The 26,137-nt window shown below is 54.5% G+C and carries 23 protein-coding genes; 11 read left to right on the top strand and 12 right to left on the bottom strand.

All coding sequences use genetic code 11. The features are described 5' to 3' along the window. Nucleotides 1-169 precede the first annotated feature (169 nt). Nucleotides 170-1,297 carry an RNA-binding protein gene (locus ACVDG4_RS13515; protein WP_447235443.1) on the top strand — a complete coding sequence of 376 codons (1,128 nt, stop codon included), beginning with the start codon at nucleotides 170-172 and terminating at the stop codon, nucleotides 1,295-1,297. A 150-nt stretch (nucleotides 1,298-1,447) separates the two neighbouring features. Next, nucleotides 1,448-2,647 carry a pyridoxal phosphate-dependent aminotransferase gene (locus ACVDG4_RS13510; protein WP_306148867.1) on the top strand — a complete coding sequence of 400 codons (1,200 nt, stop codon included), beginning with the start codon at nucleotides 1,448-1,450 and terminating at the stop codon, nucleotides 2,645-2,647. 62 nt (nucleotides 2,648-2,709) lie between these two features. Here ACVDG4_RS13510 and ACVDG4_RS13505 read toward each other — a convergent pair whose 3' ends face one another. The 4 genes from ACVDG4_RS13505 to ACVDG4_RS13490 are packed head-to-tail and all read right to left on the bottom strand — an operon-like array spanning nucleotide 2,710 to nucleotide 6,893. Continuing rightward, nucleotides 2,710-3,630, bottom strand: coding sequence for a hypothetical protein (locus ACVDG4_RS13505; RefSeq protein ID WP_447235442.1), 921 nt, complete (start codon nucleotides 3,628-3,630; stop codon nucleotides 2,710-2,712). After that, entirely contained in the window at nucleotides 3,627-4,382 is a 756-nt protein-coding gene (locus ACVDG4_RS13500; protein ID WP_447235441.1) for an O-methyltransferase, read from the bottom strand. The genes ACVDG4_RS13505 and ACVDG4_RS13500 overlap by 4 nt, the downstream gene beginning before the upstream one ends. Then, nucleotides 4,379-5,905 (bottom strand): hypothetical protein, encoded by a 1,527-nt coding sequence (locus ACVDG4_RS13495; protein WP_447235440.1) that lies wholly within the window; start codon nucleotides 5,903-5,905, stop codon nucleotides 4,379-4,381. The genes ACVDG4_RS13500 and ACVDG4_RS13495 overlap by 4 nt, the downstream gene beginning before the upstream one ends. Next, nucleotides 5,898-6,893 carry a glycosyltransferase family 2 protein gene (locus tag ACVDG4_RS13490; protein WP_447235439.1) on the bottom strand — a complete coding sequence of 332 codons (996 nt, stop codon included), beginning with the start codon at nucleotides 6,891-6,893 and terminating at the stop codon, nucleotides 5,898-5,900. Before ACVDG4_RS13490 ends, ACVDG4_RS13495 begins: the two co-directional genes overlap by 8 nt. 346 nt (nucleotides 6,894-7,239) lie before the next feature. Between ACVDG4_RS13490 and ACVDG4_RS13485 the strand changes: the two genes are divergently transcribed. Both ACVDG4_RS13485 and ACVDG4_RS13480 read left to right on the top strand, forming a co-directional pair. Next, nucleotides 7,240-7,434, top strand: a complete 195-nt coding sequence (locus ACVDG4_RS13485) for a hypothetical protein (protein ID WP_209002094.1) — start codon at nucleotides 7,240-7,242, stop codon at nucleotides 7,432-7,434. Between the two features lie 120 nt (nucleotides 7,435-7,554). After that, nucleotides 7,555-8,157, top strand: a complete 603-nt coding sequence (locus tag ACVDG4_RS13480) for a hypothetical protein (protein WP_306148868.1) — start codon at nucleotides 7,555-7,557, stop codon at nucleotides 8,155-8,157. A 3-nt stretch (nucleotides 8,158-8,160) separates the two neighbouring features. On the opposite strand, the gene ACVDG4_RS13475 is transcribed toward ACVDG4_RS13480, so the two are convergent. Further along, the gene (locus ACVDG4_RS13475) at nucleotides 8,161-8,478 is read right to left on the bottom strand and encodes a hypothetical protein (protein ID WP_306148869.1); all 318 of its coding nucleotides are present in this window, start codon (nucleotides 8,476-8,478) and stop codon (nucleotides 8,161-8,163) included. A gap of 364 nt (nucleotides 8,479-8,842) precedes the next feature. Between ACVDG4_RS13475 and ACVDG4_RS13470 the strand changes: the two genes are divergently transcribed. The 5 genes from ACVDG4_RS13470 (at nucleotide 8,843) to ACVDG4_RS13450 (ending at nucleotide 15,263) form a co-directional block, all read left to right on the top strand. Next, nucleotides 8,843-10,906, top strand: coding sequence for an elongation factor G (locus tag ACVDG4_RS13470; protein ID WP_447235438.1), 2,064 nt, complete (start codon nucleotides 8,843-8,845; stop codon nucleotides 10,904-10,906). Between the two features lie 99 nt (nucleotides 10,907-11,005). After that, complete coding sequence (locus ACVDG4_RS13465) at nucleotides 11,006-11,182, top strand: hypothetical protein (RefSeq protein WP_447235437.1); 177 nt, start codon at nucleotides 11,006-11,008, stop codon at nucleotides 11,180-11,182. A gap of 15 nt (nucleotides 11,183-11,197) precedes the next feature. Further along, on the top strand, nucleotides 11,198-11,374 hold the full coding sequence (locus tag ACVDG4_RS13460; protein WP_447235436.1) for a SpoIIAA family protein: 177 nt from the start codon (nucleotides 11,198-11,200) through the stop codon (nucleotides 11,372-11,374). 81 nt (nucleotides 11,375-11,455) lie between these two features. Beyond that, a complete protein-coding gene (gene msrP, locus ACVDG4_RS13455) occupies nucleotides 11,456-12,418 on the top strand; it encodes a protein-methionine-sulfoxide reductase catalytic subunit MsrP (protein ID WP_447235435.1) in 963 nt (320 codons plus the stop codon). Nucleotides 12,419-12,575: 157 nt separating this feature from the next. Then, a complete protein-coding gene (locus ACVDG4_RS13450) occupies nucleotides 12,576-15,263 on the top strand; it encodes an EAL domain-containing protein (RefSeq protein WP_447235434.1) in 2,688 nt (895 codons plus the stop codon). Between the two features lie 756 nt (nucleotides 15,264-16,019). Here ACVDG4_RS13450 and ACVDG4_RS13445 read toward each other — a convergent pair. The 3 genes from ACVDG4_RS13445 to ACVDG4_RS13435 are packed head-to-tail and all read right to left on the bottom strand — an operon-like array spanning nucleotide 16,020 to nucleotide 18,969. Beyond that, nucleotides 16,020-16,916 (bottom strand): LysR family transcriptional regulator, encoded by an 897-nt coding sequence (locus tag ACVDG4_RS13445; protein ID WP_133946114.1) that lies wholly within the window; start codon nucleotides 16,914-16,916, stop codon nucleotides 16,020-16,022. Between the two features lie 34 nt (nucleotides 16,917-16,950). After that, entirely contained in the window at nucleotides 16,951-17,919 is a 969-nt protein-coding gene (gene trxB, locus ACVDG4_RS13440; protein WP_447235433.1) for a thioredoxin-disulfide reductase, read from the bottom strand. 48 nt (nucleotides 17,920-17,967) lie between these two features. Further along, a complete protein-coding gene (locus tag ACVDG4_RS13435; RefSeq protein ID WP_447235432.1) occupies nucleotides 17,968-18,969 on the bottom strand; it encodes a mitochondrial fission ELM1 family protein in 1,002 nt (333 codons plus the stop codon). Between the two features lie 198 nt (nucleotides 18,970-19,167). Between ACVDG4_RS13435 and ACVDG4_RS13430 the strand changes: the two genes are divergently transcribed. Next, nucleotides 19,168-19,638: an Lrp/AsnC family transcriptional regulator gene (locus ACVDG4_RS13430; protein ID WP_008190144.1), complete on the top strand. Its 471-nt coding sequence runs from the start codon at nucleotides 19,168-19,170 to the stop codon at nucleotides 19,636-19,638. A gap of 73 nt (nucleotides 19,639-19,711) precedes the next feature. On the opposite strand, the gene ACVDG4_RS13425 is transcribed toward ACVDG4_RS13430, so the two are convergent. From ACVDG4_RS13425 to ACVDG4_RS13410, 4 genes are all read right to left on the bottom strand, one after another. After that, nucleotides 19,712-20,197 (bottom strand): hypothetical protein, encoded by a 486-nt coding sequence (locus ACVDG4_RS13425; RefSeq protein ID WP_447235431.1) that lies wholly within the window; start codon nucleotides 20,195-20,197, stop codon nucleotides 19,712-19,714. Nucleotides 20,198-20,331: 134 nt separating this feature from the next. Next, nucleotides 20,332-20,805, bottom strand: coding sequence for a transcription elongation factor GreA (gene greA / locus ACVDG4_RS13420; protein ID WP_133946122.1), 474 nt, complete (start codon nucleotides 20,803-20,805; stop codon nucleotides 20,332-20,334). A 110-nt stretch (nucleotides 20,806-20,915) separates the two neighbouring features. Further along, nucleotides 20,916-24,278, bottom strand: a complete 3,363-nt coding sequence (carB, locus tag ACVDG4_RS13415) for a carbamoyl-phosphate synthase large subunit (RefSeq protein ID WP_447235430.1) — start codon at nucleotides 24,276-24,278, stop codon at nucleotides 20,916-20,918. Between the two features lie 169 nt (nucleotides 24,279-24,447). Continuing rightward, nucleotides 24,448-24,693 carry a helix-turn-helix domain-containing protein gene (locus ACVDG4_RS13410; RefSeq protein ID WP_286190295.1) on the bottom strand — a complete coding sequence of 82 codons (246 nt, stop codon included), beginning with the start codon at nucleotides 24,691-24,693 and terminating at the stop codon, nucleotides 24,448-24,450. Between the two features lie 945 nt (nucleotides 24,694-25,638). Here ACVDG4_RS13410 and ACVDG4_RS13405 point away from each other — a divergent pair. Continuing rightward, nucleotides 25,639-26,076 (top strand): MerR family transcriptional regulator, encoded by a 438-nt coding sequence (locus tag ACVDG4_RS13405; protein ID WP_209181437.1) that lies wholly within the window; start codon nucleotides 25,639-25,641, stop codon nucleotides 26,074-26,076. Nucleotides 26,077-26,137: the final 61 nt, after the last annotated feature.

Genomic DNA, 26,137 nt, shown 5'->3' with positions numbered 1-26,137 from the left:
CTCCAAAATAAATCAGCAATAAAAGCGCTGTTCTTTCGAAGCAATTGCTGCATAAATTACTGAGGTATTTAAATAATGTTAGACTTTATGCGTTCCATTTTATGGTTTGTTTGCACTTTTTTTCGATACTGCGGACAGGGTAGGCAATCGGTAGAGAGTGCAGACGGCTATGGTGGTCAAAGCAGCGCAGAACGCGTTGGTACAAAGCAAGGATGACAAGCCAGCAGAACAAGAGCCTGAAACGAAAGTTTCAGAGGACACACCTGCGCTAGCCTTGGCGGGGCTCCAGTTTTTCGTTGCTGATATTTCTCAGAAAACAATCCTTTGGCATGAGATCGGTAGTCAGAGCTTCCATAGTGAGGTCAAGGACCTGCAGGAAGCTCCGTCGAACCTCGCCTTGCGCAACCTGTCACCGGAAGACAGGAAAACGATCTTGCGCCTGATACAGGGCGCCATCCGCGATGGGGTTGCCGGGCCGTTTGATGTTGGCGGTGGACCCGATCACCGGATCCCGGGTATCCCGATCGTTGCACACCGCTATGAGCTGGTTGACGGACGGATCGTTGTCATCTGTTTCCCATCGATTGGAGAGGACGAAAACCCGGGCCGCATCGTTCTCGGGCTTGCGCCGATCCTGCAACACTTTGTTGCCTCGTCAAACCGGGTGGTGTTGCTGGTCGACAACTTCGGCTATGTGCGCTTTGCAAGCGACGGCTTTGTCAAAACCTTTCAGATCGAAGACGCCCGGCTGATCATCGGCCGCAACATCGCGCATATTCAAAAACGCGTCGGCCGGACCATCGTTTCCCTGACGCTGGGCGCATTGACACGCAGGGCGAGTGCGTCCGGCCGCGGTAAGTTCCTGCTGGCCTCCAACGATGCCATTGAGCTGACCTATGAAGCCATGCACTTCCGGATCGGGGGAACGGTTGGAGGGGTTCTGTTTTCCGCAGGCCGGATCGGCGGTGATGTCGATTTTCTCAAAGTCTTTGAAATCTGCAGCGCGCCAATGCTGGTGATCAACACGAAGTCGAAGATGATCATTGCTGCCAACAAGGCGGCGATGAAGACCTATCATCTGACCAACGAAATCATGGACAGCAAGCCGGTCACGGACATTCTGTTACATCCGAATAACTACTCTTCCTTGCTTGGTGCTGCACAGTCGGAGACCGAGGTCCCGATGTCGATCCCGGTCAATATCCTGAACGGCCAGACCAAGAAGAAACGCTTCCGCGCAATGCTCATTGACAAGGACAGCAAGGAACCGAAGCTCGTTTTGGAAACCCGCAGCTGATCCGTCTGATGCACCATCAGGACCCCAATCCGGCCAATCGCAACAGATCGCCTTTATTTTTGCCATTCCGAGCCTTCATGCTCTTGTCATGATGGCCCAGCGGATCTAGGGTCCGCGCGCTAACTTTCCCGTTTCCCCCTGGAGGACATTATGGGCTTTCTTGCTGACGCATTGGCGCGAGTTCAACCATCTGCGACCATCGCCGTCACCAACAAGGCACGCGAGCTGAAAGCCGCAGGCCGCGATGTGATCGGTCTCGGAGCTGGCGAGCCGGATTTCGACACCCCGGAAAACATCAAGGCGGCTGCCATCAAGGCCATTAACGACGGCAAGACCAAGTACACGGCTGTCGATGGTATTCCGGAGCTGAAGGCTGCCATCGCCGAGAAGTTCAAGCGGGAAAACGGGCTTACTTACGAGACCAACCAGATCACCGTCGGTACCGGCGGCAAGCAAGTGCTCTACAATGCATTGGTTGCCACCATCAATCCCGGCGATGAGGTCATCATCCCGACACCGTATTGGGTGAGCTATCCGGATATGGTCCTGCTGGCTGGCGGCGAACCGGTCATCGTTGAAGCCGACAAGTCCACCTTCAAGATCACACCGGAAGCGCTCGATGCTGCCATCACATCGCGCACCAAGTGGCTGATCTTCAACTCGCCGTCCAACCCGTCCGGGGCTGCTTACACGGAAGCTGAACTGAAGGCGCTGTGCAACGTTCTGGTCAAACACCCGCATGTCTGGATCATGACCGACGACATGTATGAGCACCTGGTCTATGACGATTTTGAATTCACGACACCGGCCCAGGTTGAGCCAACGCTTTATGAGCGCACGCTGACGGTCAACGGTGTGTCGAAGGCCTATTCCATGACCGGCTGGCGGATCGGCTATGCCGGTGGCCCGGTTGACCTGATCAAGGCCATGGCGAAGGTTCAGTCTCAATCGACCTCCAACCCGAACTCGATTGCGCAGTGGGCCGCGGTTGAAGCGATTTCCGGCACGCAGGATTTCATTCCGAAGAACAATGAAATCTTCAAAGCGCGCCGCGATCTCGTTGTTTCCATGCTGAACCAGGCAAAAGGCATCACCTGTCCGGTTCCGGAAGGCGCGTTCTATGTCTTCCCGTCTTGCGCTGGAACAATCGGCAAGACCGCTCCGTCCGGCAAGGTCATCGAGAACGACGAAGACTTCGTGACCGAACTCCTGGAAACAGAAGGTGTCGCGGTTGTCCACGGGTCGGCCTTTGGCCTCGGTCCAAACTTCCGGATTTCCTATGCAACCTCGACGGAAGCCCTGGAAGAAGCCTGCACCCGCATTCAGCGTTTCTGCGGCAATCTGAAATAAGTTCAGTTTTTTTCGGCATCTAAGGGCGGCTCCGGCCGCCCTTTTTGTTCGTCTTTCCAATGTTAAAATCGGGATCTCTGTTTTCGATAGGCAATCCAGCTAGCGGCGAAAAGCAGGAAATCTCCGGAGATTGTTACGATCCGAAAAAGGGCAGCTGACAGAAGAGCAGAACTGTCCAAATCTAAGTGGCCGAGCAGCACCAATAAGGTCGCTTCTCGAATCCCAATACCACCGGGGGCACCAGGTGTCAGAAACCCGGCAAGCCATGCGGCAATGGCAACAACCACCAGATCTGAGGTTGGTCCTACCCCAACCAGACCAAAGGTTGCAGCGTAAATCAGACCCAGTGCCAGCATGAACAGGGCTGACAGCAGGGCGGCTAAGATCAGACAGCGGAGTTGTTGTCCATTTAGTGCATGGTTTCGGGTGAAATACAGCGCAAAGGCGGCCAACGCCGTTGCAAGCATGACTGCCATGATCTGCCACGCAAAGTCCGGGAGATTAAAAGTTTCTAACGCCTGAGTTCCGGCTGACCCCGACAGTAAAATCCAAACCAGTGCACCCAACGGAATAATTGCCATCTCCGCAATCGTCGCTTTGACGATTTGAGAAGCGCTAATCTTGCCCCCTTTCAGATACAGACCGCGGCCGATAAGATGGGCAATGTTGCCTGGGAGATATTTTGCGATCTGTGTAATCGCGAACGAAGGATAGGTCCGGATGCGTTCTTCCGGCGCGAACACGGTTATGATCTGGTGCCAACCTTCGACTAGGAGCCAAAGGCTTACTGCGTATGCAACAGCCAGCGCCGTTAGCCAGAGGAGCGTGCTCGAAGTGGGTTGCCAGAGCAATATCGCTGTCCAGTGATGGCTCAGTTCCCATGCGACAAATGCAAGTGACACAACGAGTAAGATGCGACCCGCCCAAAGCCCAGCGGTTTTCAGACGGCGGTTTGTCCGAAGATTGTCGTCGACCAAACTCACGGGCTGCTCGCCCACAACAAGGTAGTTTCGTCAGGGTATGGGAGGCTTGGAACGCGACCTTTGAGCCGCTCAGTTATGAGCCCGGAAATCTTGATCGCGTGTTGGTAACGTTTTCGGCTTGAGTTGTCGAAAACGATAAGCCCGTCTGGTTTTATTTTTTTTACTGCGTGGTTCAAGCAGGCATCACGAGCACGGCCATCAATCACGATAAGGTCAAACAACCCTTCCTCGTTCAATATTGAGGTCGCATAGGTCTTGAAGTCATGACGCTCGTGTCCGGCTTTAGACGATCCGTAACCACTATCACTGGTTTCGGTTTTGGGAGACGGAGTGACCAGATGATAATCAACTGTCGAGCGGTTGGGAATTGTTGCGAGTTTGCCTTTGACGACCGAGAACCAATTGCTATCGTGTTCTATGCTTACGACCCGGTCGGCTCGGTGTGCCAGCCAAATCGTGCTGGCACCTGAACCGAATTCAAAAACTCTTGTATCGGATCTTGAACTTAGGAAATCCTCTGTTTTCCTGATGGCATCGTAGGTCCACCATGGGACTTCTAACGCGAGTAACCCATCAATGTCGTGAATATAGAACAGGCTCAGTAGCCAATGTGCATTCCGGTTTTTAGTGCTTTTTTCTTGCAGCCAACGAAGCAGCCCGGACTTTATCGCCACACCACGGAGTTTCCCAGCACCGTAAACGTAGATCTTTTTGCTCGCCAGTTCTGCAGCGTTCAGAATGCGTGATGTCACAAAACGCCCCTCGGTTCTCGGCAAATCCTCACGATGTCTGCATCTGTAAATTCCCTCGTCTGTGCAAACGTTTTACAGACCTCAAAAGTCCATAGGCTACCAAAGCCTGAATTCGCATGGAGTTTGAGCAGCCCCATGCTGATGTAAGTTGTTGTAATTGCTCCAAGCAAAAAGAGTGCAGCCAGTCCATGCTGCAGGCCTTTTCCGAGATTGCCGGCTGCCAGCTTGGGCATGATCGCAGACATTCCAATGAGTGCCAGAACAGCGATCGCGGGCCATAGATCTACACGATAACGGAGCGTAATTGTCGCATAAGTCAGGGTTAGTCCTGCGGCTATCAGCGTGGCAGCAAGAGCTGGTCCAAACTGTTTCCATACAGAAGCCTGAGCCCAAAAAGACGAAACAGCTAATGCAAGCCAGAACGGCAATAGATATATCAGTCCGGCATGAGGGTGTTCGACCCTGATATGTCCAACATCCGCGGCTAGGGTATTGACCGCCCAAGAGCGAAAGTGCTCGCCCAACGATGACAGCGCTGGCCCGATATCTGGAAGGTCCAGCGTGTAAATCACTATGTTATGCGGCAAGCGGCCGATATTAAAGCGCCCGTATTTTTCGAAAGCTTCGGCGCGCTCGCCGTCAGCCCTTTCCATGCCCCAATAAGCAAATCCGTATTGGACCGAGCCTGATTGAAAACTGCTGTGGGACTGAGTCGCTTCACCGAATTTGAGAGCATTCAAACCGAGGTACGCAGTCCCGCCAAAGCCGAGGATACTCAGTGCTGCGACAATGGTGGCAGCGTTGCGGCGTATTTTTGCCGTGGCAAGAAGTGTAACTGCAAACATGGCGCCCGCGTACAATCCAATGGCAATGTTGGGGCGTGCATGTAGCGAAATGGCTGCACAAGTTGCGAGGATAAGAACAGCTTTCGAAAGGTTAAGCTTTCTTTGAATAACCAAGACGCAGCAGAGAACAAAAACACCTGTCGCCGCATAACCGACAGAGATTGGTTCGTGGTAAAATGTTCCGTTGGCGACAACAATCATTCCAGGGCTTGCAAACCAGACTGCAAACCCAAGAAGCCTTGCCAGCATCGGACCCGTTTCTCCCATTCGTCCGAGATGCTGCTCAGCTATTTTGAAGAAAGCCATTTGGTAGGTGAAGGTCCCTATCACGGCCCACAGCCAGATTGAAAAACCAGTCATTGGAAACACGGCAAAAGGCCAAATCCAGCCAAATGCATACCGCGTCAGTAATGGGGCAATCCCGTGATACAGATAGGCCGTACCATCCGCTGTATAGTGGCCTTCAAATTGAACAACGCGGGGCGGCAGGTCGAAATGTCCGTCAAGGAGCGCGAAGTAGTACTCATCGTAGATATTGGGATTGTCGGGAGCGCTGTCGCCTGTCAGGAAAAAACCTGATGCCATTACAGCATAAACAAGCGCCCCGAAAAGAGCGACATAAACGCTCTGACGCATAAGATTTGCAGTGTTATCAGAACGCCCCGCGAGGTCAGTCATCTCCGGCAAACTCCGCAGGTGACCTAGCCGTCGGGTTTGTTCCTTCAAGGTGGTGCTGTTCTATCCGGCGAACACGTTGCAAAACGGATTCTGTGAGGCGTCTGTTGGTGGCCAGCCCGTCGCTTAAAAAGGCGATTATGATTGTGATGTACCCTGCCAGCAGAAACATGCTGCCTAGGATCAAGGATTGAACTTTTCCTTCGCCTTCGCCGATCGCATAAAAGAAAAGGAACCTTAAAATAGGTACTGAGCCGATGGTACACATGATCAAGCCAGCGCCGAGAAATGCCGCCAGTGGCCGGTACATAAAATAGCTGCGCAGGATTGTAATGACCTGTTTGCGCAGAAAGCTAAACATAGAGCCAGCCAGTCGGGATGGACGGGTGCTGGGGTTCGTTTTCACAGGTACCGAAATCACGACCAACCCATGCTGTCCGGCATGGATCAGTGTTTCTGTCGTGTAACTGAATTTGGTCATTACATTAATAGAGAGTGCAGCTTCCCGGGAGTAGGCGCGAAAACCTGACACGGCATCGCTAACGTCGAGCTTAGCCAGATTGCGGACCACTGCGGTTCCAAACTTCTGCAAAAACCTCTTGAGCCCAGTGAATTCCGGGTTGGCTCCCGGGTTTCTGTCGCCAATTGTAATGTCAGCGCGCTTCTCTAAGATTGGCTTTACAAGGTCTTGTATCGAAGTGCCGCGATATTGGTTGTCTCCATCGGTATTCACCACAATATCTGCGCCCAATCTCAGGGCTTCTTCCATACCGGCTTGAAAGCTACGGGCAAGTCCAAGGTTCTTTTTGTTTTTCAGGACGTGGTCAACGCCGCAAGTTTTTGCTACCGCCACGGTACCATCGGTCGATCCGTCGTCGACGACCAGGATCTCGACACATTCGACGCCCGGGATTTGCCTGGGAATATCTGCGACGACATCAGCAAGAGTATCCTCTTCATTGAAACAAGGTATTTGAACAATAAGTTTCATGGGCGGTTTGATACCGGTAAATTGACTATGGTTCTGGTCGGATAGAACCTTAAAAACCTTCTTATTGTTTTAAGGGTCCATAAATAGTTTTTCTGCCAATGGGATTTGCCGAAGACTGTCGTGTGTTGAATGTTTTTCCCGTTTCGGGAGCTTTTTTGGCTATGCAAGAATTCTTATTCAGCGCTTCTGTGGCAATCTGAAATAAGTTCAGCTGACAATCAGTATCTAAGGGCGGCTCCGGCCGCCCTTTTTGTTGGGCTCACTCTGACTTCGGCCGATCAGGCTTTTCTTTCTCGAAGGGCGCGCATAGGGTGAGGTCGATTTACATTTTGTTTTGGAGGCTGGCGTGGCTGTTCTTCTTCCGCTTTGGCAACGATTGCTGATCACTGTGGCTGCCATGCTCGCGGTGAGTTTTGTTGTCAGCCTGCTCTGGTCGTCTTTGCTTGGTTGGGCCATACCCGGCTATGTATCCGGCGTGGTTGGAGGTGTGACGGCTCTACCGGTCTGGGAATTCTTGAAGCGGATCCGCCCGGGCCACTAACCGGCCCATTCAGCATAGCGTTTGCGGGAAGTCTTCGCAGATGACCTTGATTGTAGTCCTGCGTATTTACGATCAAAACTTGCATCGGTAAGCTGTCGACCTCACGAGCGAGGCACACGCATGCAAACCCAACAAAAACGATGGCTGACCGACCTCATGGAAGGGGTGCCGTCAATCGTATTCATTCTTTTGTGGCGCCAATCGGGGGATCTGGAGTTCGCCGGCTGGGTAGGCTCTGGGCTGTGCCTCGTTGTTTTAAGTGCCCTGATCGGAATGAGGGTCCGGATGCATCCGATCCTGATGGGCGTCAACATTCATATTTTATTGGCAACGCCGCTGATTGTTTGTGTGTTTCGCCTCGGGTTTGACGGTCTGGGAGACGTCCTTGCCGAATATGCCTATGGGGGCGTTCTGGTAACCGTTTTTGCTGTCGGCCTTGCCCAGATGCTGTTTTCGCGATCGCGGTTCTCCGCGTTGGAGAATGTCACAGATTGTGCGCAACTGATTTATTCTGCTGTTTTGCTTGCGATCTGCGCTAGCGGTGCTGTTTGGGCACTGCTTACCCCAGACAGCCGTTTTGTGCCGGTGGTGGTGACAATCGCAGCTTTGATAATCGGCCGGAATTTCCTGCAGGCGCGCTTGTCGGACAAAAGTGCGGGCGCGGGAATTCTGGGTACAGGTTCTGCGGCAGCGCCGGGCACATCCCAAGATTTTCAGGTCTGAACCCTAGTTCTGACAGGCCGAATTTGCGCCAGGACAAGACGAGAGTGTGTTTGTCCGGGTGTTGTTGCGGTTGATCTGCTGTGTCCGGTTCAGCCGATTGTTGCTGTCGATCCGTTGCTGGGTTGAGAAATTGTTCTGCTGACGATTGAGGTTCTGATTGAGCTGTTGTTGCGCGGACGGCCCGAGCGTCGTGCCGGGTTGGATAACGCCGCGCGGCTGGACTGATTGCGCCTGCGCGAGACTGCCGCCAGAAAACACCAGGCCCGCTGAAACAATGGCGACACCAAACGCCGATAAGACAGTTCTAGTCATCAGCAACATGTTTATACCTCTCATTCCACCTCGTGCCTGCGGACCAGTATGAGTCGAGCCGCGCGCAACACCAAATTAATTCCCGAATTGAAGCATTTCGGTGACCGGACGAGCAAAAGGTGCCGGTTGGTAGCGCCGAATGCGCCGCCTGTTTGCTGCGGTGCAGGGTAAGATTTCCTTGCGTTTACCCCGTTTCGGGCGCGACGATAGCGTCCCGCCCTTGATTGAAGGGCCATGACGAATATCACGCCCGGCGCTTTCCGGGGTGTTGGCCTTCGATCCCATCCGGGCGAGACGCGGCGGGCCCGCGTCCTGAACCGTCGGCCGTGCCGCGTTGTAACGAGGATACCCTCGGGCAAACGGGAGGCTCAGTATGGCAAACACCAACAATGGACAGGCAAACTCCAGCGGCAGGGAACCGCGCTGCGTGGCTTTGGTCGGACCCTTTGGCAGCGGTAAAACCAGCTTGCTGGAGGCGATCCTGGCGCGCACGAACAAGGTGGACCGGCAGGGCAAGGTTTCAGACGGCAACACCATTGGCGATGGTTCGGCAGAAGCCAGGGCTCATGGGATGAGCGTGGAGCTCAATTTTGCGGATGTGGAATACCTCGGCGACCGGTTCAATTTCATCGATTGCCCGGGATCGGTCGAGTTTTTGGGGGAAATGGACAGCGCCTTGTCCGGTGCGGATCTGGCTGTGGTTGTCGCTGAAGACGATGAGCGCAAGGTTCCAGCCTTGCAGCTTATTCTGAAAGCCCTTGAAGCCCGCGCCATCCCGCGGGTTTTGTTTTTGAACAAGATCGACAAGAGCACTCGGCGGGTCCGCGATGTCTTGAACCTGCTGCAACCGGCGTCAAGCGTCCCACTTGTTTTACGTCAGATACCGATCTGGGAGGACGGTCAGGCCACCGGCTTCATCGATCTCGCCCTGGAACGGGCGCATGTTTATCACGAAAAGGAGCCGAGCACCGAGATTGACATGTCGGATGAGGACCGGGCGCGCGAACATGAAGCCCGGTTTACGATGCTGGAGCATCTTGCCGATCACGATGATGACCTGATGGAAGCGCTGCTTGAGGACATTGCGCCGGACCGGGAGACGGTGTTCGCTGATCTCGTTGCGGAAATGCAGGACGGCCTGATTTGTCCGGTCTTCTTCGGCTCTGGCGAACATGGCAACGGCGTTACCCGCCTCTTGAAAGCCCTTCGCCACGAAGTGCCCTCGGTTGACCGCCTCAAGGCGCGCCTTCTTGACGCCGCGCCCGAAAGTGCGATCCAGGTGATCAAGACGCTTCACACACAACATGGCGGTAAAGTCTCCGTGGCGCGCGTGTTGAGTGGCGCTCTGGCGGACAATGACAGTCTCTATGTGAATGGAACCACGGAAGCGAAGGTCTCGGGACTGTTCTCCCTGTTTGGACAGCAATTGAACAAGATCTCAAGGGCGTCTGAGGGCGACCTCGTCGGCCTGGGGCGTTTGGATGATGTTCAAACCGGTGATGTTCTGAGCCTTCAGGGCAGCAAACTCCCAGCTCTGGACAGCGCGGATATCCGGCGGCCGGTCTTGGCGACAGCGATTGAAGCCGGGCAGCGCAAGGATGAGGTTCGCTTGTCAGCTGCCCTTTCCAAGCTTTCCGAAGAAGACGGCTCCCTGACAATCGCACAAAACCAGATAACGGCTGAAACCTTGTTATGCGGGCAGGGAGAGATGCACTTGCGCGTCGCTCAGGAGCGTTTGTCTGGAAAATACGGGCTGGATGTCGCCGTGCATGCGCCGCATGTGCCTTATTCCGAAACGATCCGTGGCAGCACAACAGCGCGCGGACGTCACAAGAAGCAGTCCGGTGGTCACGGGCAGTTTGGTGACGTGGTTCTTGAGATTTCGCCACTGCCGAGAGGAGAAGGCATCCAGTTCACCGATCGTATCACCGGGGGTGTGGTGCCCAAGCAATACATCGCGTCGGTGAAGGAAGGTGTTCTGGAAGCACTGGGCCAGGGGCCGCTCGGGTTTCCTGTTGTCGACCTGTCAGTTTGTCTTGTCGACGGCTCGTATCACTCGGTCGACAGTTCCGATCAGGCGTTCAAGATGGCAGGTATCCTGGCGATCCGGGAAGGCCTGTCCGACTGCAAGCCCGTTCTGCTGGAGCCTATCCACAAGGTGGTCGTTGCGTGTCCAAGTGATGCGACCGCTAGGATCAATGCCATTGTTTCCGCCCGGCGCGGGCAGCTGCTTGGATTTGACGCCCGTCCCGGCTGGAGCGGTTGGGACGAGGTTCAGGCGTTGATGCCAGAAGCTGAAATCGGGGATCTGATTGTTGAACTCCGGTCCGCGACGGCGGGAGTTGCCAGTTATACGGCAGAGTTCGATCATATGGCGGAGCTGTCGGGCAAAGCAGCGGACCAGGCTCTCCAGCGTTCGGGAAAACAAGCGGCGTAGTGAGCCGCGCGAGCGCAAAGTGTTGATCTGTCTCATTTGATTGTATGTCCATTCCCCTACGCCTTTAACGGGATGGTGGACGCAGAAAGGAGATTGTCGATGCTTGCGATTGAAAAACAGGAAGGGGACCGCGTCTTTGTTCATCTGCGCGGTCCTCTCAATGCTGACTTGATGCAGGCCGGGTTGGAGGATCTCATTGAAGCCGCAGAGGATCTGACCAACGGTACGATGCTCTATGTCATTGATGATTTCGAATGGCCAACCGCAGGCGCGTAGGCTGTCGAATTCAAGATGATGCCAGACCTTCTGAAGCTTCTGGGGAAATTCCGAAAGTGCGCGGTCTTGTGCGATGCAGGCTGGATTCGCAAGGTTGCTGAGATCGAAGGGATGCTGATCCCGGGGCTTGAGATCAAAAGCTTTGTTTCAAAAGACCGGGAAGCCGCTGAAAATTGGCTGGAACAAGCCTGACACTTGGCATCGGTCACTCGGGCGTTATTTGCGTTTGAACACACAATCCGGTCTTTCTACGTCCAGATTGGGAGTTTGACGATGAATATCTTGACCAAACGCAGCTGGGAATTGCCCGAGCGCGAAGCGACCCCAGAGCATGTCTTCTTGAACAGACGCCAGATACTTGCGGGGCTCGCAGGGGGAGGTGCATTGCTCGGAAGCGGACTTGGGATGAGGCCGGCCTTTGCCGAGGCAGACCCGAGCGCGGGGCTTTATCCTGTTCCACGCAATTCTGCATTTACCTTGGACCGGCCACTGACTGACGAAGACGTGGCGTCGAAGTACAACAATTTCTATGAGTTTGGCTCTCACAAGCAGATTTGGCCGGCGGCTCAGAACCTTGAGATCCGTCCATGGACTGTGATGCTGGACGGCCTCATCGACAATCCGCAGACGATTGATATCGATGCACTTCTTGCCAAGATGCCTTTGGAGGAGCGCCTTTATCGCCATCGGTGTGTTGAGGCTTGGTCCATGGCGGTGCCGTGGTCGGGCTTCCCGCTTGCCGAACTCGTCAAACTGGCGGGGCCGCAAACCGGCGCCAAATATCTTCGGTTTGAAACATTCCTCAATCCGGAAGTTGCCAGCGGTCAGAAACAATCCTGGTACCCGTGGCCTTATGTTGAAGGCTTGACCCTTGCAGAGGCGACCAATGAACTGGCGTTCATGGCGACCGGGATCTACGGAAAACCGCTTGCCAAGCAGTTTGGTGCCCCGATCCGGTTGGTAACGCCTTGGAAATACGGATTTAAATGCATCAAGTCCGTGGTGCGGATCTCGTTCACTGACAAGCGCCCAGTGAGCTTCTGGGAAGAAATCCAGCCGAAGGAATACGGGTTTTGGGCGAATGTGAACCCGTCGGTCCCACATCGGCGCTGGCCCCAGGCAACCGAGAAACTGTTGGGAACCGATCAACGCCGTAACACACTGCTCTACAATGGATACGAGGAGCAAGTCGCGGGTCTTTATAAAGACATGACCGGCGAGCTTTTATTTATGTAAAATGGCGTTCCATCTGTTGTTTTTGCATCGAGACTATTAACAATAGTCTCGATGCGAGTATGTATTACTGTATATTGAAGTTGTTAGCATTTTTGAAATAGGCTGAGCATCGTTGCTTTTTCTCTAAGTGTGCTTTTGTGCACTCAGAAAGGCTTAGATGGTCGTCGATTGGATCGCAAATATTGGCGCTCTTTCGTTGGGCGCATTGGCGTTCTACTTCTTTGCGCGCCGGGATACCTTGCACGCGCGCCGGTCGGTAAGCGCGGCATTCCTTGGCGCGTTGTTTGGCCTCCTGTCCGCTCTGGTCGTGATGATGCCCGTCCATTTTGGCGATGGTGCCACGTTCGACACGCGGGCTGCTCCGGCGATCCTTAGCGGATATTTTCTTGGGCCTTTGGGGGGGATCATCACGGCAAGCATTGCAGGGGCTGCGCGTTTTTGGGTCGGTGGCCCATTTGTGATTGGCGGAAGCCTCAGCCCGTTTTTTTACGCGGCTTTCGGTGCGATTGTCGGGGCTTGTTGCCGTCATCGTGATCTCGGCCCGGGGCCCTTGCGGCTTTTGTCCATTGCGGTTGTCGGTACGCTTTTCGTCCTTCCGTGTTTCTTCATTGATAAAGGCGTTGAGGCGGGGCTCCAGATCCTCGAAAACGCTTGGTACTTGCTGCTAGTTGGAAACGTGGTCGGTGTGGTCATTCTTGGCCTGATGATCAGCGAGGCCAAGAAATTCTCCGTTGAGCACAAGGCGCTCAAATCCACGCTTTTTCTGACTGACCTCGCCCGGTCATCTGCTGGAATTGCTGTGTGGCGTTTCGATATGGCTGCCAATCGTCTCACCTGGGACGATGCAATGTTTCGGTTGTTTGATGTCGATTCCGGGTCTTTCAAAGGCGAGTTTAATGATTGGGAGCGGACCGTTCACCCCGATGACATCGATGCAGCCCGCCGGCAATTCCTGGAGGCGTATGAGAAGAAATCCGGGTTTGCCACCGATTTTCGGATCGTGCGCCGGGATGGCAGCATCCGCTGGTTGGCCGCCCATTGCAATTTTCTTGAAGACGATGCCGGCAACGTTACTGAAGCCGTCGGGGTGAATTGGGACATCACCGACCGCAAGGAAATGGCGGACAGCCTCTTTGAGAGAGAAAAGGAAGCCCGTCTCCGTTCAGAAGAGCTGGAGGTCACCTTGGCATCGGTCGTACAGGGCGTCAGTGCGTTTGATAAGGATGGTAGACTGCGTTTTTGCAATGACCGTGCCGGGGATTTTACGGGGCTTCCGCCGGAAATGCTTGTGCCTGGAACGTCCTACCACGCCTACAACCAGTATCGGCTAGGCGCTTTCGTGACCGGGTTTCCAGGAGAGACCACAAAAGCTGTTCCTGAGAGTGCCCAGCCTACCTCACACATACGCTCGTTAATCCACCTGTCCAACGGCCGGATTCTGTCTTTTTCCGCAGCTCCAATGCCGGACGGCGGATGGGTAGAGACCTATGAAGATGTCACCGAGAAAGTCGTTGCGGATGAGCGCGTCAAAAAGGCAGCTGAAACGGATAACCTGACCGAACTGGCCAATCGATTGTCCTTCAGGGAGACTTTGGATCACGTCGTAGAAAACGCCGGGAATGCCGATGAGGTGTCGCCATCGCTACTGCTCATTGACCTAAACGACTTCAAGGCAGTGAACGACAGTCATGGCCATGTCGTCGGCGATCGTTTGCTGCAGCACGTTGCCAACACCCTGAAAGCTGTCATCGAAGGTGGTGATCTTGCGGCCCGTTTGGGCGGCGATGAGTTTGCGCTTGTGCTCAAGCCGCGCACGGAGGAAGACATCAGCGAGATTGCTTCCGGTTTGTGCGCCGCTTTCGACATGCCCGTTAATCTCGACGGGCTCATGGTTCAGAGTGGACTGAGCGTTGGTGTGGCGATCATCACTGCGGATGGTGCCGGTTCTGAAGAGACGCTCTCACGTGCTGATCTGGCGCTCTATAAGGCCAAGCAGGAGAAAAGATCCGCATACCGGGTCTTTGACGCCGATATTGCGCAGGAAGATGCAGAGCGGAAGCGCACGAAGAACGCTCTGATCCGCGTGGTGGAAAATCAGGGGCTTGATGTTTTTTGCCAGCCGATCCTGAACCTGGAAACACATCGGGTTGATCACTTCGAGGCTCTGGTTCGTTGGCATCAGGGCGAGGCAATTTATGTCCCCCCTTCAAATTTCATCCCGCTGGCCGAAGAGATTGGCCTGATCGCGAAGGTTGGCGATTTTGTTCTGTCTGAAGTGTTGCGCTCCCTGGCAACCTGGCCGGACGATTACCGCGCCTGTGTGAATGTCTCGGTTTTGCAGCTTGGCGATGGACGATTTGTCGAACGAGTTCTTGGCGGTCTAAAAGCAGCTGGAATTTCGCCGCATCGCCTGGAACTGGAGTTGACCGAAAGTGTCTTGATGTCCGCAGGCTCAGCCGCTCATGAGGATCTCAGAAAATTGCGAGATGCTGGTCTGAACCTGGCCTTGGACGATTTCGGCATCGGCTTCTCGTCATTTGGCTATCTGCAGGAATTGCCATTCAACAAGCTCAAGATTGACCGCAGGTTTGTTTCGGAAGTTGAAAAAGACGAGGGCAGTGCAGCGATCTTGAGAACGATCGCGGCGCTTGCTGACAATCTGGATATGAAGTCGACGGCCGAAGGCGTCGAAACGGCTCAGCAGTTGGGCGTGGTGAGAGCTTGCGGATGCCACTACGGTCAAGGCTATTTTATTGGTCAGCCAATCCCGCTTGAGGATGTGCAACAAGCGTATTTTGAAATTCCCAAAGTTGCCAAGGCTGCGCTTAGAGCGGGTCGCATTTAATCGGTTTCATTTGACCGAGACGATTTTTGTTTCTGGCGAGGCGAGGTCCGCGCGGTGGTGCGGGGTACCATAAGCGGACCACAACAAAGCCAGAGGCAAAAATTGTCCGGCCCGAAGGGTGAGCTTACTGAGCCCATCGGCCGCGTTGCGACGTTTGCCCGGCCAACCAGGCCGCGCTTCACGACGCGCCTTGCCGAATGAACTCAGTAAGCTCATCAAATGAACCCGATTAAATGCGACCCGCTCTAACGCTTGAGAGTACGTTCATGTAGGCAAAAAAAAGCCGGGTCTTAAAAGACCCGGCAGTTTGAATTGATTCACTGTAACCAGTGGAATCACCTTCCAGAGGGGAACAGCTGGTCGAGGCATCACTGGGAGGAGGACGTGATGCCTGTGTGACCAACAGTGCTGCTTATATGCAGTGCACAAGCTGCTTAAACAAGAGGCAGTGACGCAGATCTGCTATGCAAATCGCGCAGGGCTTTGACCGTCCCTAGATTTGTTAGTTTTCTGAGTGAGTTACAGGCTGAGGATCACACCAGACACCCGCGCACGAGCGTCTGTAGGGTGGATGTCTTGTTACGAATTCAGACCCGGCTGCTCTCAACAAAACTTGGTTCGTAGCCACAATGCTCATCACAACAGCACGGTGCCGAGAGTTACCCGAACAAACCATACTTACCGAAAGACAGATGCAGGGCCGCCGTTCCGTCTGGTTGCGAGTGTGACCGATGCTGGTCGCTCGAGGGCTTTCTTTTAGTACACCCAGTTTTGGGCGTTCTTTAAAAGGAACTCCCGGAAAGCCGTGACCCGTGCGGTGTTCTTGAGCTCCGAGGGATAGACGAAGTAGGTATCGAAGGACGGCACCTTGTCTTCCTGATCTTCAAGCACGGGAACCAAGTTTCGGCCATTGTCGATGATGTAGTCTGGCAACATCGCAATACCAGCGCCTGTCTGAACAGCGCGCTTGATCGCTATGATGTTGTTGACCTGTAGCACTGACTGCCGCGGTTTGCCATCCACGCGGCCGGCCGTCACAAGCCAGTTCATCGAGCGCAGATAGGCAGGAGCCTGCTCGCCAAAAGTGATGATGCGATGATCATCGATGTCTTCGATCGAAGAAGGCGCGCCAAAGCGCTGAATATATTCAGGTGACGCAAACACGTGAAAGTGCACGGTGAAGAGTTTGCGTTGAATGAGATCCGGCTGTGTCGGTTGGCGCAACCGGATCGCCACATCGGCTTCGCGCATGCTGAGATCGAGCTCGTCGTCGTCGAAAATCAGCTGCAATTCGACATCCGGATAAAGATCCGTGAAGCTTCGGATCCTTGATGCCAGCCAGGTTGACCCCAAGCCAACCGTGGTCGTGACTTTCAAAACGCCAGACGGCTTGTCCTTGCTGTCCTTGAGCCTGGATTGCACGGCCTCCAGCTTCATCAGGACATCACCGGCAGTGCGATAGAGAAGTTCGCCTTGTTCCGTCAGCAGCAGGCCGCGGGCATGCCGGTGGAACAGGGGAACCCCCAGATCATGCTCAAGCGCACTGACCTGACGGCTCACCGCGGATTGGCTCATATGAAGCGTATCGCCCGCATGGGTGAAGCTGCCGGCTTGCGCGGCAGCATGGAAGATACGCAATTTGTCCCAATCCATGGCATTCCCCAATCCGTCCAGCCGGGAAACTGCGTTACTCAGCAGCCTGTTGTGAACCGACAGCATCCTGTTCGGCGAGATACTTTTCCGCTTCAAGGGCAGCCATACAGCCCATTCCGGCTGCGGTGACCGCCTGGCGGTAAATATCGTCGGTAACGTCACCGGCTGCGAAAACGCCGGGGATCGAAGTCTTGGTGGAATCCGGTGCGGTCTCCAGATAGCCGTTCGATTTCAACGTCAATTGATCCTTGAACAGTTCAACGGATGGCGCGTGGCCGATCGCAATGAACACACCATCGGTGGAGATTTCCTGAAGCTCGCCAGTCTTGGTGCTTTTCAGGCGCACACCCGTGACCGCTTTTGGCTGGCCGCCCCCGAGGATCTCGTCAACCTGATGGTCCCAGATCACCTCGATTTTCTCGTGTGAGAACAGCCGGTCCTGGAGGATCTTTTCTGCGCGCAGACTGTCGCGGCGGTGAACCAGCGTCACCTTGGAGGCAAGGTTCGCTAGGTAGAGCGCTTCTTCGACTGCCGTGTTGCCGCCGCCGACCACGACGACTTCGCGGTTCCGATAGAAGAAGCCGTCACATGTCGCACAGGCCGAAACACCGGCACCCATGTAATCCTGTTCAGAGGAGAGGCCCAGCCAGCGGGCTTGCGCGCCGGTCGCGATCACCAAAGTGTCTGCCGTGAACACGGTGCCGCTATCTGCTTCCAGGCGGAACGGGCGCACCGACAAGTCTGCCTTGATGATCGTGTCGTAGATGATCTCCGTGCCGACATTTTCAGCCTGCTTTTGCATTTGCTCCATAAGCCATGGGCCCATGACCGGGTCTGCAAAGCCGGGATAGTTCTCGACATCGGTGGTGATGGTCAGCTGACCGCCCGGCTGAATTCCGGCAACCAAGGTCGGTTGGATCATGGCGCGGGCCGCATAGATGGCGGCGGTATAACCGGCCGGGCCGGAGCCGACGATCAACAGCTTGCTGTGCTTAGTACTCATGGGCGTAGTATAATCCGTGTTTCTTGTCTCAACCGTGACTGCCAGATGTCAGTCACCTTGCGATATTTGACCGGTTTGGTGAAGCGCCTTGTAGTCTGCCAGAATACGTTCTGCGATCACAGGTGTTGCGTCAATCGGGTCGTAGGTAGTGGTTTTAAGTGGCCCTGGGAAGGGGTGAACACATCCCATACCTTCTAAAGTCCCCAAAAACCGGGTGATCTTTGCGTGACCACCGCTTGGATGAAAGACGTGGACCGGTTTGCCCGTGGCCGTGGCCTCGCCAATCATGTTGGTCGAATCTGCGGTTGCAATGATGGCGTCGGACTTTGACAGGAAATGACCGTACGGATTGTTGCCGGTTCCGTCCCAGAAGAAATGATCGCCATCTTGGGCAAGGGTCTTGATCCCGTTGACCAGCAACTCGGGGGTCCGCCGCGAAGCTGTGATCAGAAAATGCGCCCTGTTCTGTGCCGCTGTCTCACGCAGTCCGTCCAGAAATCGGGTTTGATCATTGTCTGTGAAGGTGTGGTGGCGGCTGTTGCCGCCCACAAGTACTGCCACTCTCGGCTGAGGGAGATTGTCGATCTGCGGCACCGGTTCTCCCTTCAGTTCAGCAAGACGCGCTGCCGAAAACTTGTGGGGAGAGGTCGGTGTGACCAGGACATTGTCGCCGCGGAGTGGATCGTGCTCGGGAACCCATATGAGATCAGCAGTCTTTGCACCGGACCTTGGGTCTTTCAGGAACACCGTGAAGGTTTTGCCGTTAGACGCTTTCTTAAGGCGGCGCAGGTAAGCCGCAGCCCGGCGGCCGGAGGCCACTGCAATATCAGGGAACGGTGGCGCGAGCGGGCTCCCCGGCCGGTCCTCCCGCTCAGCGGGCGGAAACGGGCCGAACGGCATCCACCAGGAATAGGGTGGTTTGGGAGAAACGGTCCGCATTTCGTAGGGAAGTTTGAGGGTATCTGCGACGCCGACGCATTGCGCGACGTCGCCCGCTTTACCATCCGTCAAAATCCAAAGGGAACGGGGCGATGCCGTTGCATTCAACATAAACTGCGGGATTTCCCTGTCGGAATCTTTCAAGATTGTGCGCAAATTTGTTATAGTCTTGCACAAACGCGCAAAAAGTCATAACTCGGCACCGTAGAAACACGTTTGTGCATGAAACTCAAGTTTTTGCGGAACCTCACGTCAGCCCCAGTTTCGGGCCGTGTGACGGCACCGTCCCAGAATTCATAGGAGAGCGGTGTGAAAGCGCGCCTTGATGCCATTGACTGGCAAATCCTGAAGGAATTGCAAGATGATGGCCGGATGACCAATGTTGAGTTGGCTCGCCGGGTCGGAATTTCCGCGCCGCCATGTTTGAGACGTGTGCGTGCGCTTGAGGAAGCTGGCCTGATACAAGGCTACCGGACGCTCCTGGATGAAAAGCAGCTCGGGTACGATGTCACCGCTTTTGCCATGGTAGGCCTTCATAGCCAAACCGAAGCAGACCTGATTGCCTTTGAGCAGACAGTGGAAAAATGGCCGCTGGTTCGCGAGAGCTATATGCTTTCAGGGGAGGTGGATTTCCTTCTGAAATGCGTCTCGCCGGATTTGCAGACATTCCAGAATTTCGTGATCCGTGAACTCACGGCTGCGCCAAACGTGGACAGTGTCCGCACAGCACTCACCATCCGCCGGACCAAGGATGAGCCGGTCGTGCCGATCGACGGCTGACCTTAATTCCTCAAGTTATTTCAAATGTGTGATGGGCTGCCTGATTAAAACAGGTAGCTTTGACCTTCGCGTTTCAGGCTTTTGGTGCCGTTCTCAGAGCCTGAGGGACTTTCTTTAGGCGTTTGCGCAGCCGATTGAGGAGCGAGATGTCGCGGAGCGCCGTTGCTACGAGCGTGAAGCTGATGCTGAGCAATGCACAGGTCGTCAGGATCGCGATTGGCAGCCACTGATCATAGTGGAAGGTGTCGAGCGCCTGGTCCACAGGGTCAACGCCTGAATAGATACGGCTGCGAATGACTTCGCGGTAACTGCCGATTTGTGTGGAGCCATGCTTGATGTAGCCGAGACCGGCAACCATCGCCAAAACAGCTGCGCTCAAGGCTACCAAAAAACCGAATAGCTTCAACGCGAAAAAGTAAGCCCGCTCGTCAGCGTGATCCAGCAGCCGTCGGAAGATTTTCTTCTCCCGGTAGGCAAGCTTGGATGTCAGAAAGAAACGATATCCCCACAAGGGGATGGAAAGCATCAGCAGCCAGAAACCAATTACGTGAAAAACCATTTTGGATCTCCGAATCCCACCGCCTTAGACCTTAAATCCTTTCACGATCAGAATAAAAGGTGCTCGGCGGTGAAAATCGAAAACTTGGCAAAATTCTGTATTGGGCTTCTATCGGATTGGACAGGCTGGCAGCGTCAGATGAACTGCACTTCCACGATCTCGTAGGAGCGGGCACCGCCTGGCGCGGCGACCTCCACGCTGTCGCCTACCGACTTTCCGATGAGCGCACGAGCGATCGGAGAAGAAATAGAAACCTTGCTTTGTTTCACATCGGACTCAACGTCGCCGACGATCATGTATTTCTTTTCTTCTTCCGTGTCTTCGTCAACCAAGCTCACGGTCGCGCCGAACTTGACAACATCGCCAGACAGCTTGCTCACGTCGATGATTTCGGCGCGGGACAGTTTGTCTTCCAATTCTGCGATCCGGCCCTCGTTCAGGCTCTGAGCTTCCTTGGCCGCGTGGTATTCAGCGTTTTCCGACAGGTCGCCATGCGCGCGGGCCTCTGAAATGGCATCAACAATGCGCGGGCGCTCGACACCGGTCCGTTCCTTCAGCTCGTTTTGGAGCATGGTGTAACCGGCGGAGGTCATCGGAACTTTTTCCATGGGTCTAAGACCTTCAGCTTATTGGGTCCTCTCGAAGAAGACCACGCTTCACAAAAACAAACCCAGCCGGGAAAGGGCACTTTCCCGGCCGGTTTCAACTCATATTAGCCTTAGGCGAAGTAGGATTGCAAAGGCCTAACTTCAAGACTCCCCGCTTTATGCGCGCAAATGCCCTTTGCAGCAGCAATCGACCCTGCAAGCGTGGTGTAGTAGGGCACCTTATTCAAAAGGGCCGCGCGGCGCATGGATCGGCTGTCGGCAATTGCCTGAACACCTTCGGTCGTGTTGAAGACAAGCTGCACTTCGCCATTCTTGACCGCATCGACAATATGCGGACGGCCTTCCATGACCTTGTTGATCTTCTCCGCCTTGATGCCTTGCTCTTTCAGGAACGTCTGGGTCCCCGCTGTCGCGATAATTTTGAACCCGGCATCTTCCAGGCTGCGGACGGCGTCAACGACGGACGCCTTGTCCTGATCCCGCATGGAGACAAACACTGTGCCTTCCGACGGAACGCCCGTACCAGCCCCGATCTGGGACTTTGCGAAGGCAGTTCCAAAGTGGTTGTCGAGGCCCATGACCTCACCGGTGGAGCGCATCTCCGGCCCAAGAATTGTGTCGACGCCCGGGAACCTTGCAAATGGGAATACGGCTTCCTTGACGGCGATGTGGTCGAATTTCTTCTCTGCAAGGCCGAAGGACGCCAGGCTTTCCCCGGCCATGACACGGCTGGCGATCTTTGCAATCGGCTCGCCGACGGTTTTGGCAACAAACGGCACAGTCCGCGATGCCCGCGGGTTCACTTCAAGAACATAGATTTCACCTTCCTTGATTGCGTATTGCACGTTCATCAGGCCGCCAACTTCGAGGGCGAGTGCCATTTCTGTTGTCTGGCGCTTCAGTTCCTCAATCAGGTCGTCAGACAGAGAGAACGGTGGCAGGGAACAGGCACTGTCACCGGAGTGAATGCCAGCTTCTTCGATGTGTTCCATGATACCGCAGACGAAGACGTCCTTGCCATCGCACAGGGCGTCGACATCAACCTCAATAGCGCCTTCCAGATACCGGTCGAACAGGAGCGGGTTCGTGCCCAAAACCGTGTTGATCTGACCGGTCTTGTCGTTCGGGTATTTCGCCCGCACCTCGGCAGGAACCAGTTCCGGCAGAGTGCCAAGCAGATAGGAGTTGAGGCTTTCCTCATCCCGAATGATCTGCATTGCGCGGCCGCCCAGAACATAAGACGGGCGGACCACCAGCGGCAGACCGAGCTGGCTGGCAATCAAGCGGCCCTGCTCAACGGAATAGGCGATGCCGTTTTCCGGCTGCTTCAGGCCAAGCTTGATCAGCAGTTTTTGGAACCGGTCACGATCTTCCGCCAAATCGATCATGTCAGGCGACGTGCCAAGGATCGGCACGTTGGCCTTGACCAGCGACTGGGCCAGTTTCAAAGGCGTCTGGCCGCCGAACTGAACGATAACCCCATGAAGCGTACCGTTTTCCTGTTCCTTGCGGATGATTTCCAGAACGTCTTCCGGTGTCAGCGGTTCGAAGTAGAGACGGTCTGACGTATCGTAGTCCGTGGAAACAGTCTCCGGGTTGCAGTTGACCATGATGGTCTCATAGCCGGCATCTTCCAGAGCGAAGGCGGCGTGACAGCAGCAATAATCAAACTCGATGCCCTGGCCGATCCGGTTCGGACCGCCGCCGAGAATGACAACTTTCTTGGCGTCGGACGGATTGGCTTCACAGGCCGGAGCGCCCATGAAGGGAGCTTCGTAGGTGGAGTACATGTATGCGGTCGGCGACGCGAATTCGGCCGCGCAGGTGTCGATGCGCTTGAAAACAGGGTGGACGTTCAGCTCATTCCGCAGCTTGACAATATCGTCCGTGTCCACGCCGGCAAGGCTTGCAAGCCGTGCATCGGAGAAGCCCATGCCTTTGAGTTTGCGCAAATTGGCAGCATCCTTGGGCAGGCCGATATTCCGGATCTTGGCTTCCATGGCCAGAATGTCGGCCATCTGTTCCAGGAACCAGGTGTTGATGCCACTGGCCTGATTGACTTCTTCCACCGTCATGCCGAGGCGCATGGCCTGAGCAACCGACAGCAAACGGGTTGGAGTTGCTGTTGAAACGGCAGCCCGCAACGCGTTTTTGTCGTCGCCCTGGTCAAGGCCCGGAATGTCGATCTCATCCAGACCGTTCAAGCCGGTTTCCAGACCGCGCAACGCCTTTTGAAGGCTCTCGTTGAAGGTCCGGCCAATGGCCATGACTTCGCCAACCGATTTCATCGCCGTTGTCAGATAAGGCTCGGAGCCCGGGAATTTTTCGAAGGCAAAGCGTGGGATCTTGGTGACCACATAGTCGATGCTCGGCTCGAAAGAGGCTGGTGTTGCACCGCCCGTGATATCGTTTTCCAACTCGTCCAGTGTGTAGCCAACCGCAAGTTTCGCGGCGATCTTCGCGATCGGAAAGCCGGTTGCCTTGGAGGCGAGGGCGGATGAGCGGGAAACGCGCGGGTTCATCTCAATGACCACAAGGCGTCCATTCTCCGGATTGACGGCGAACTGGACGTTCGAGCCGCCGGTTTCGACGCCGATTTCGCGCAGGACCGCGATCGAAGCGTCCCGCATGATTTGATATTCTTTGTCGGTCAGCGTGAGGGCTGGTGCGACGGTGATGGAGTCGCCGGTGTGGACGCCCATCGGGTCAACGTTTTCGATGGAACAGATGATGATGCAGTTGTCCGCTTTGTCGCGGACGACCTCCATTTCATACTCTTTCCAGCCGAGCAGGCTCTCATCGATCAGGACCTGGCCAACCGGAGATGCGTCGATGCCCGAGCGCACGATCGTCTCATATTCTTCCCGGTTATAGGCAACACCGCCGCCTGTGCCGCCGAGCGTGAAAGCGGGGCGAATAATGGCTGGCAGGCCAATTTCATCCAGAGCGCGCATGGCCTCCAAATAACCGGTGTTCCGGTCGTAGCCGGTGATCTTACCATCTTCACCGCGAATGGCCGGGGAGGAGGCAATGGCCGCCCGGGGATTCTCAAGACCGATCACGTCCATGGCCGCGCGGAACTTTTCGCGGTCTTCCGCCTTGTCAATGACGTCGGCACGCGCGCCGATCATCTCAACGCCGTATTTTTCCAGAACGCCCATCTGTTCCAGGTCCAGCGCACAGTTCAGCGCGGTTTGCCCACCCATCGTCGGCAAAAGCGCGTCCGGGCGTTCCTTTTCAATGATCTTGGCGACCAGCTCTGGCGTGATTGGTTCTATGTATGTCGCATCGGCCAGGTCCGGATCCGTCATGATCGTCGCTGGGTTCGAGTTGACCAGGATAATTCGATAGCCTTCTTCGCGCAGGGCCTTGCACGCCTGTGTTCCCGAGTAGTCAAACTCGCACGCCTGGCCGATAACAATCGGGCCGGCACCAATGATCAGGATGGAGGAAATATCTGTGCGTTTAGGCATCTCGGCTCGCAGCTCGAAGCGAGCGGTCCGGGAAAGCGCGTGTTTGCTTCCAGTCTGCTCGGTCGTTAAGTGAATGACGATGTTGGCTGAGCGCGTCTTATAGGGAAAACCGTGCCGCGTGGGAACCCCGGATCGCGCTAAACATGATGTTTATATCAAGGAAAATCGATCAGGCGTCGGGTTTGTCCTTGGGGGGCGGTGCATCTGTCGTTGTTACACCGTCAAAGTCAGCGATCCCTTGCGATAGGGCGTAACAGGCCAATCGGATTGATTTCGGGATTTCAACCGGCCGCCCGTCCCGATTTCCCTTCTCGTAGTATTGGATCATCCGCTTTTTCAGCCCGAGCTGCTCGGCAGCGTCTTTTTGCTTCAATCCGAGTGTTCGTCGCCAGCTCCGAAATTGTTCCGGTGTCATGATGGGGGTCGGGTTCTTTGATTTTGAGTCTGGCATCTTCAAATAAAGCGTGTGTTGAAACCAACGCCTTGATCGGCAGTCAGTAATTGTTTCCTGACACAAATATCTTGCGACCGAAAATGTCAATCCGGAAGTGCACATAGTGCGACTGTGGTCGGAATAAATGTGTCTGCTTTTAGTACCAGATACCTAAGGCTATGAGGCCATTCGTAAGACCTTGGAGTGACTTCCCTTTAGTACGAATCGTGGAATTCACGGATTGATCTGCGCTGTTGATCCTTTTGAACGCTCTTTTCCTCGGAAATTTTTCGTCCTTAGTGCCGTTGCGGAATAAAGTTAATTCTGCTCCGGAGCTTGGGGTAAGGACCGTTCCGCGAACTTCTGATTTCCTGAATAAAATCCCCAGCTTTTGAGCATAATGAGCTGAAGTTGCGTTTTAACAGCGCCAATTATCGATAATATCAGTGCGTAGTGTAATATTTATCATGTCGATTAGGAAGTTTACCTTATTATTAGACTTGCGAACTTGTCGTCGCGTGAGTGTATAATTTTCAACGTTCTTTGTAATGTTTCTGATATATTAGATTATCGATAATTCATATTTCTTGAGATTATAAAATCGGCGAGAAAATTTTATCTAAAAAATACATGTATACATCGGAAAACGCCGTATGTTTACGGTAATTATATGACACGTACTCTGCGAAAAAATGCGTGTTTCCGTGATTTAGTCTAGATTTTTTCTATGGAATAGGTGTAAGGCTTGGCGTGCTTAATCTCGGACGTCCGCAGGTAAGCTTTCGTTGTTCAACACACTGGGTTGTGCATTGGAGCTCGTCTGAAACGCGTTTTTAGCCAGCGCCCGGTTGGTGGGATCCGGTGCTACTGGTGCGATTCAGAGCCTGTTATGCGACTGAGAAAAATAAAAAGATCGGGCAAGAGACTATGAATAAGATAGCTACGAATATGGTGGTTGTTCCGGATATTGCGGGTCCGGATACTGAAATTCCGCAAGACGACCGTCCGCTGGCCATTTCCGAAATGTCGGAAAAGTTTGGCGTCACGCTCCGCACACTCCGCTTTTACGAAGAAAAAGGGTTGTTGCATCCGGTTCGCAAGGGTGCGCGCCGGTTCTATGGGGCGCGTGATGTTTCCCGCATGCGTGTTATCCTGCAAGCCAAGAAAATTGGCCTTACCCTTGTTGAAATTCGCCGCGTGATTGCTCTGGTTGAAGGCGGCACGCCGCGTCAAGAGCAATTTGCCGAGCTTCAAAGCATTTGCCTTTCCCAACAAGAGATTCTGCTGGAACAGAAGCAGATGCTGGACGAGCAGATCGCAGAAGTCGACCAGATCTTGGGAGCGTTTGCTCAGTTGCGTGGCTAAACGCAAATCAGATGCATCTCTGACGAAAAACGGCAGCCATTTCGGCTGCCGTTTTGTTTTT

The organism is Roseibium sp. MB-4 (assembly GCF_053005265.1).
Note: the sequence above shows the minus strand (reverse complement) of the source record. Positions and strands in the feature narration are given on the sequence as shown.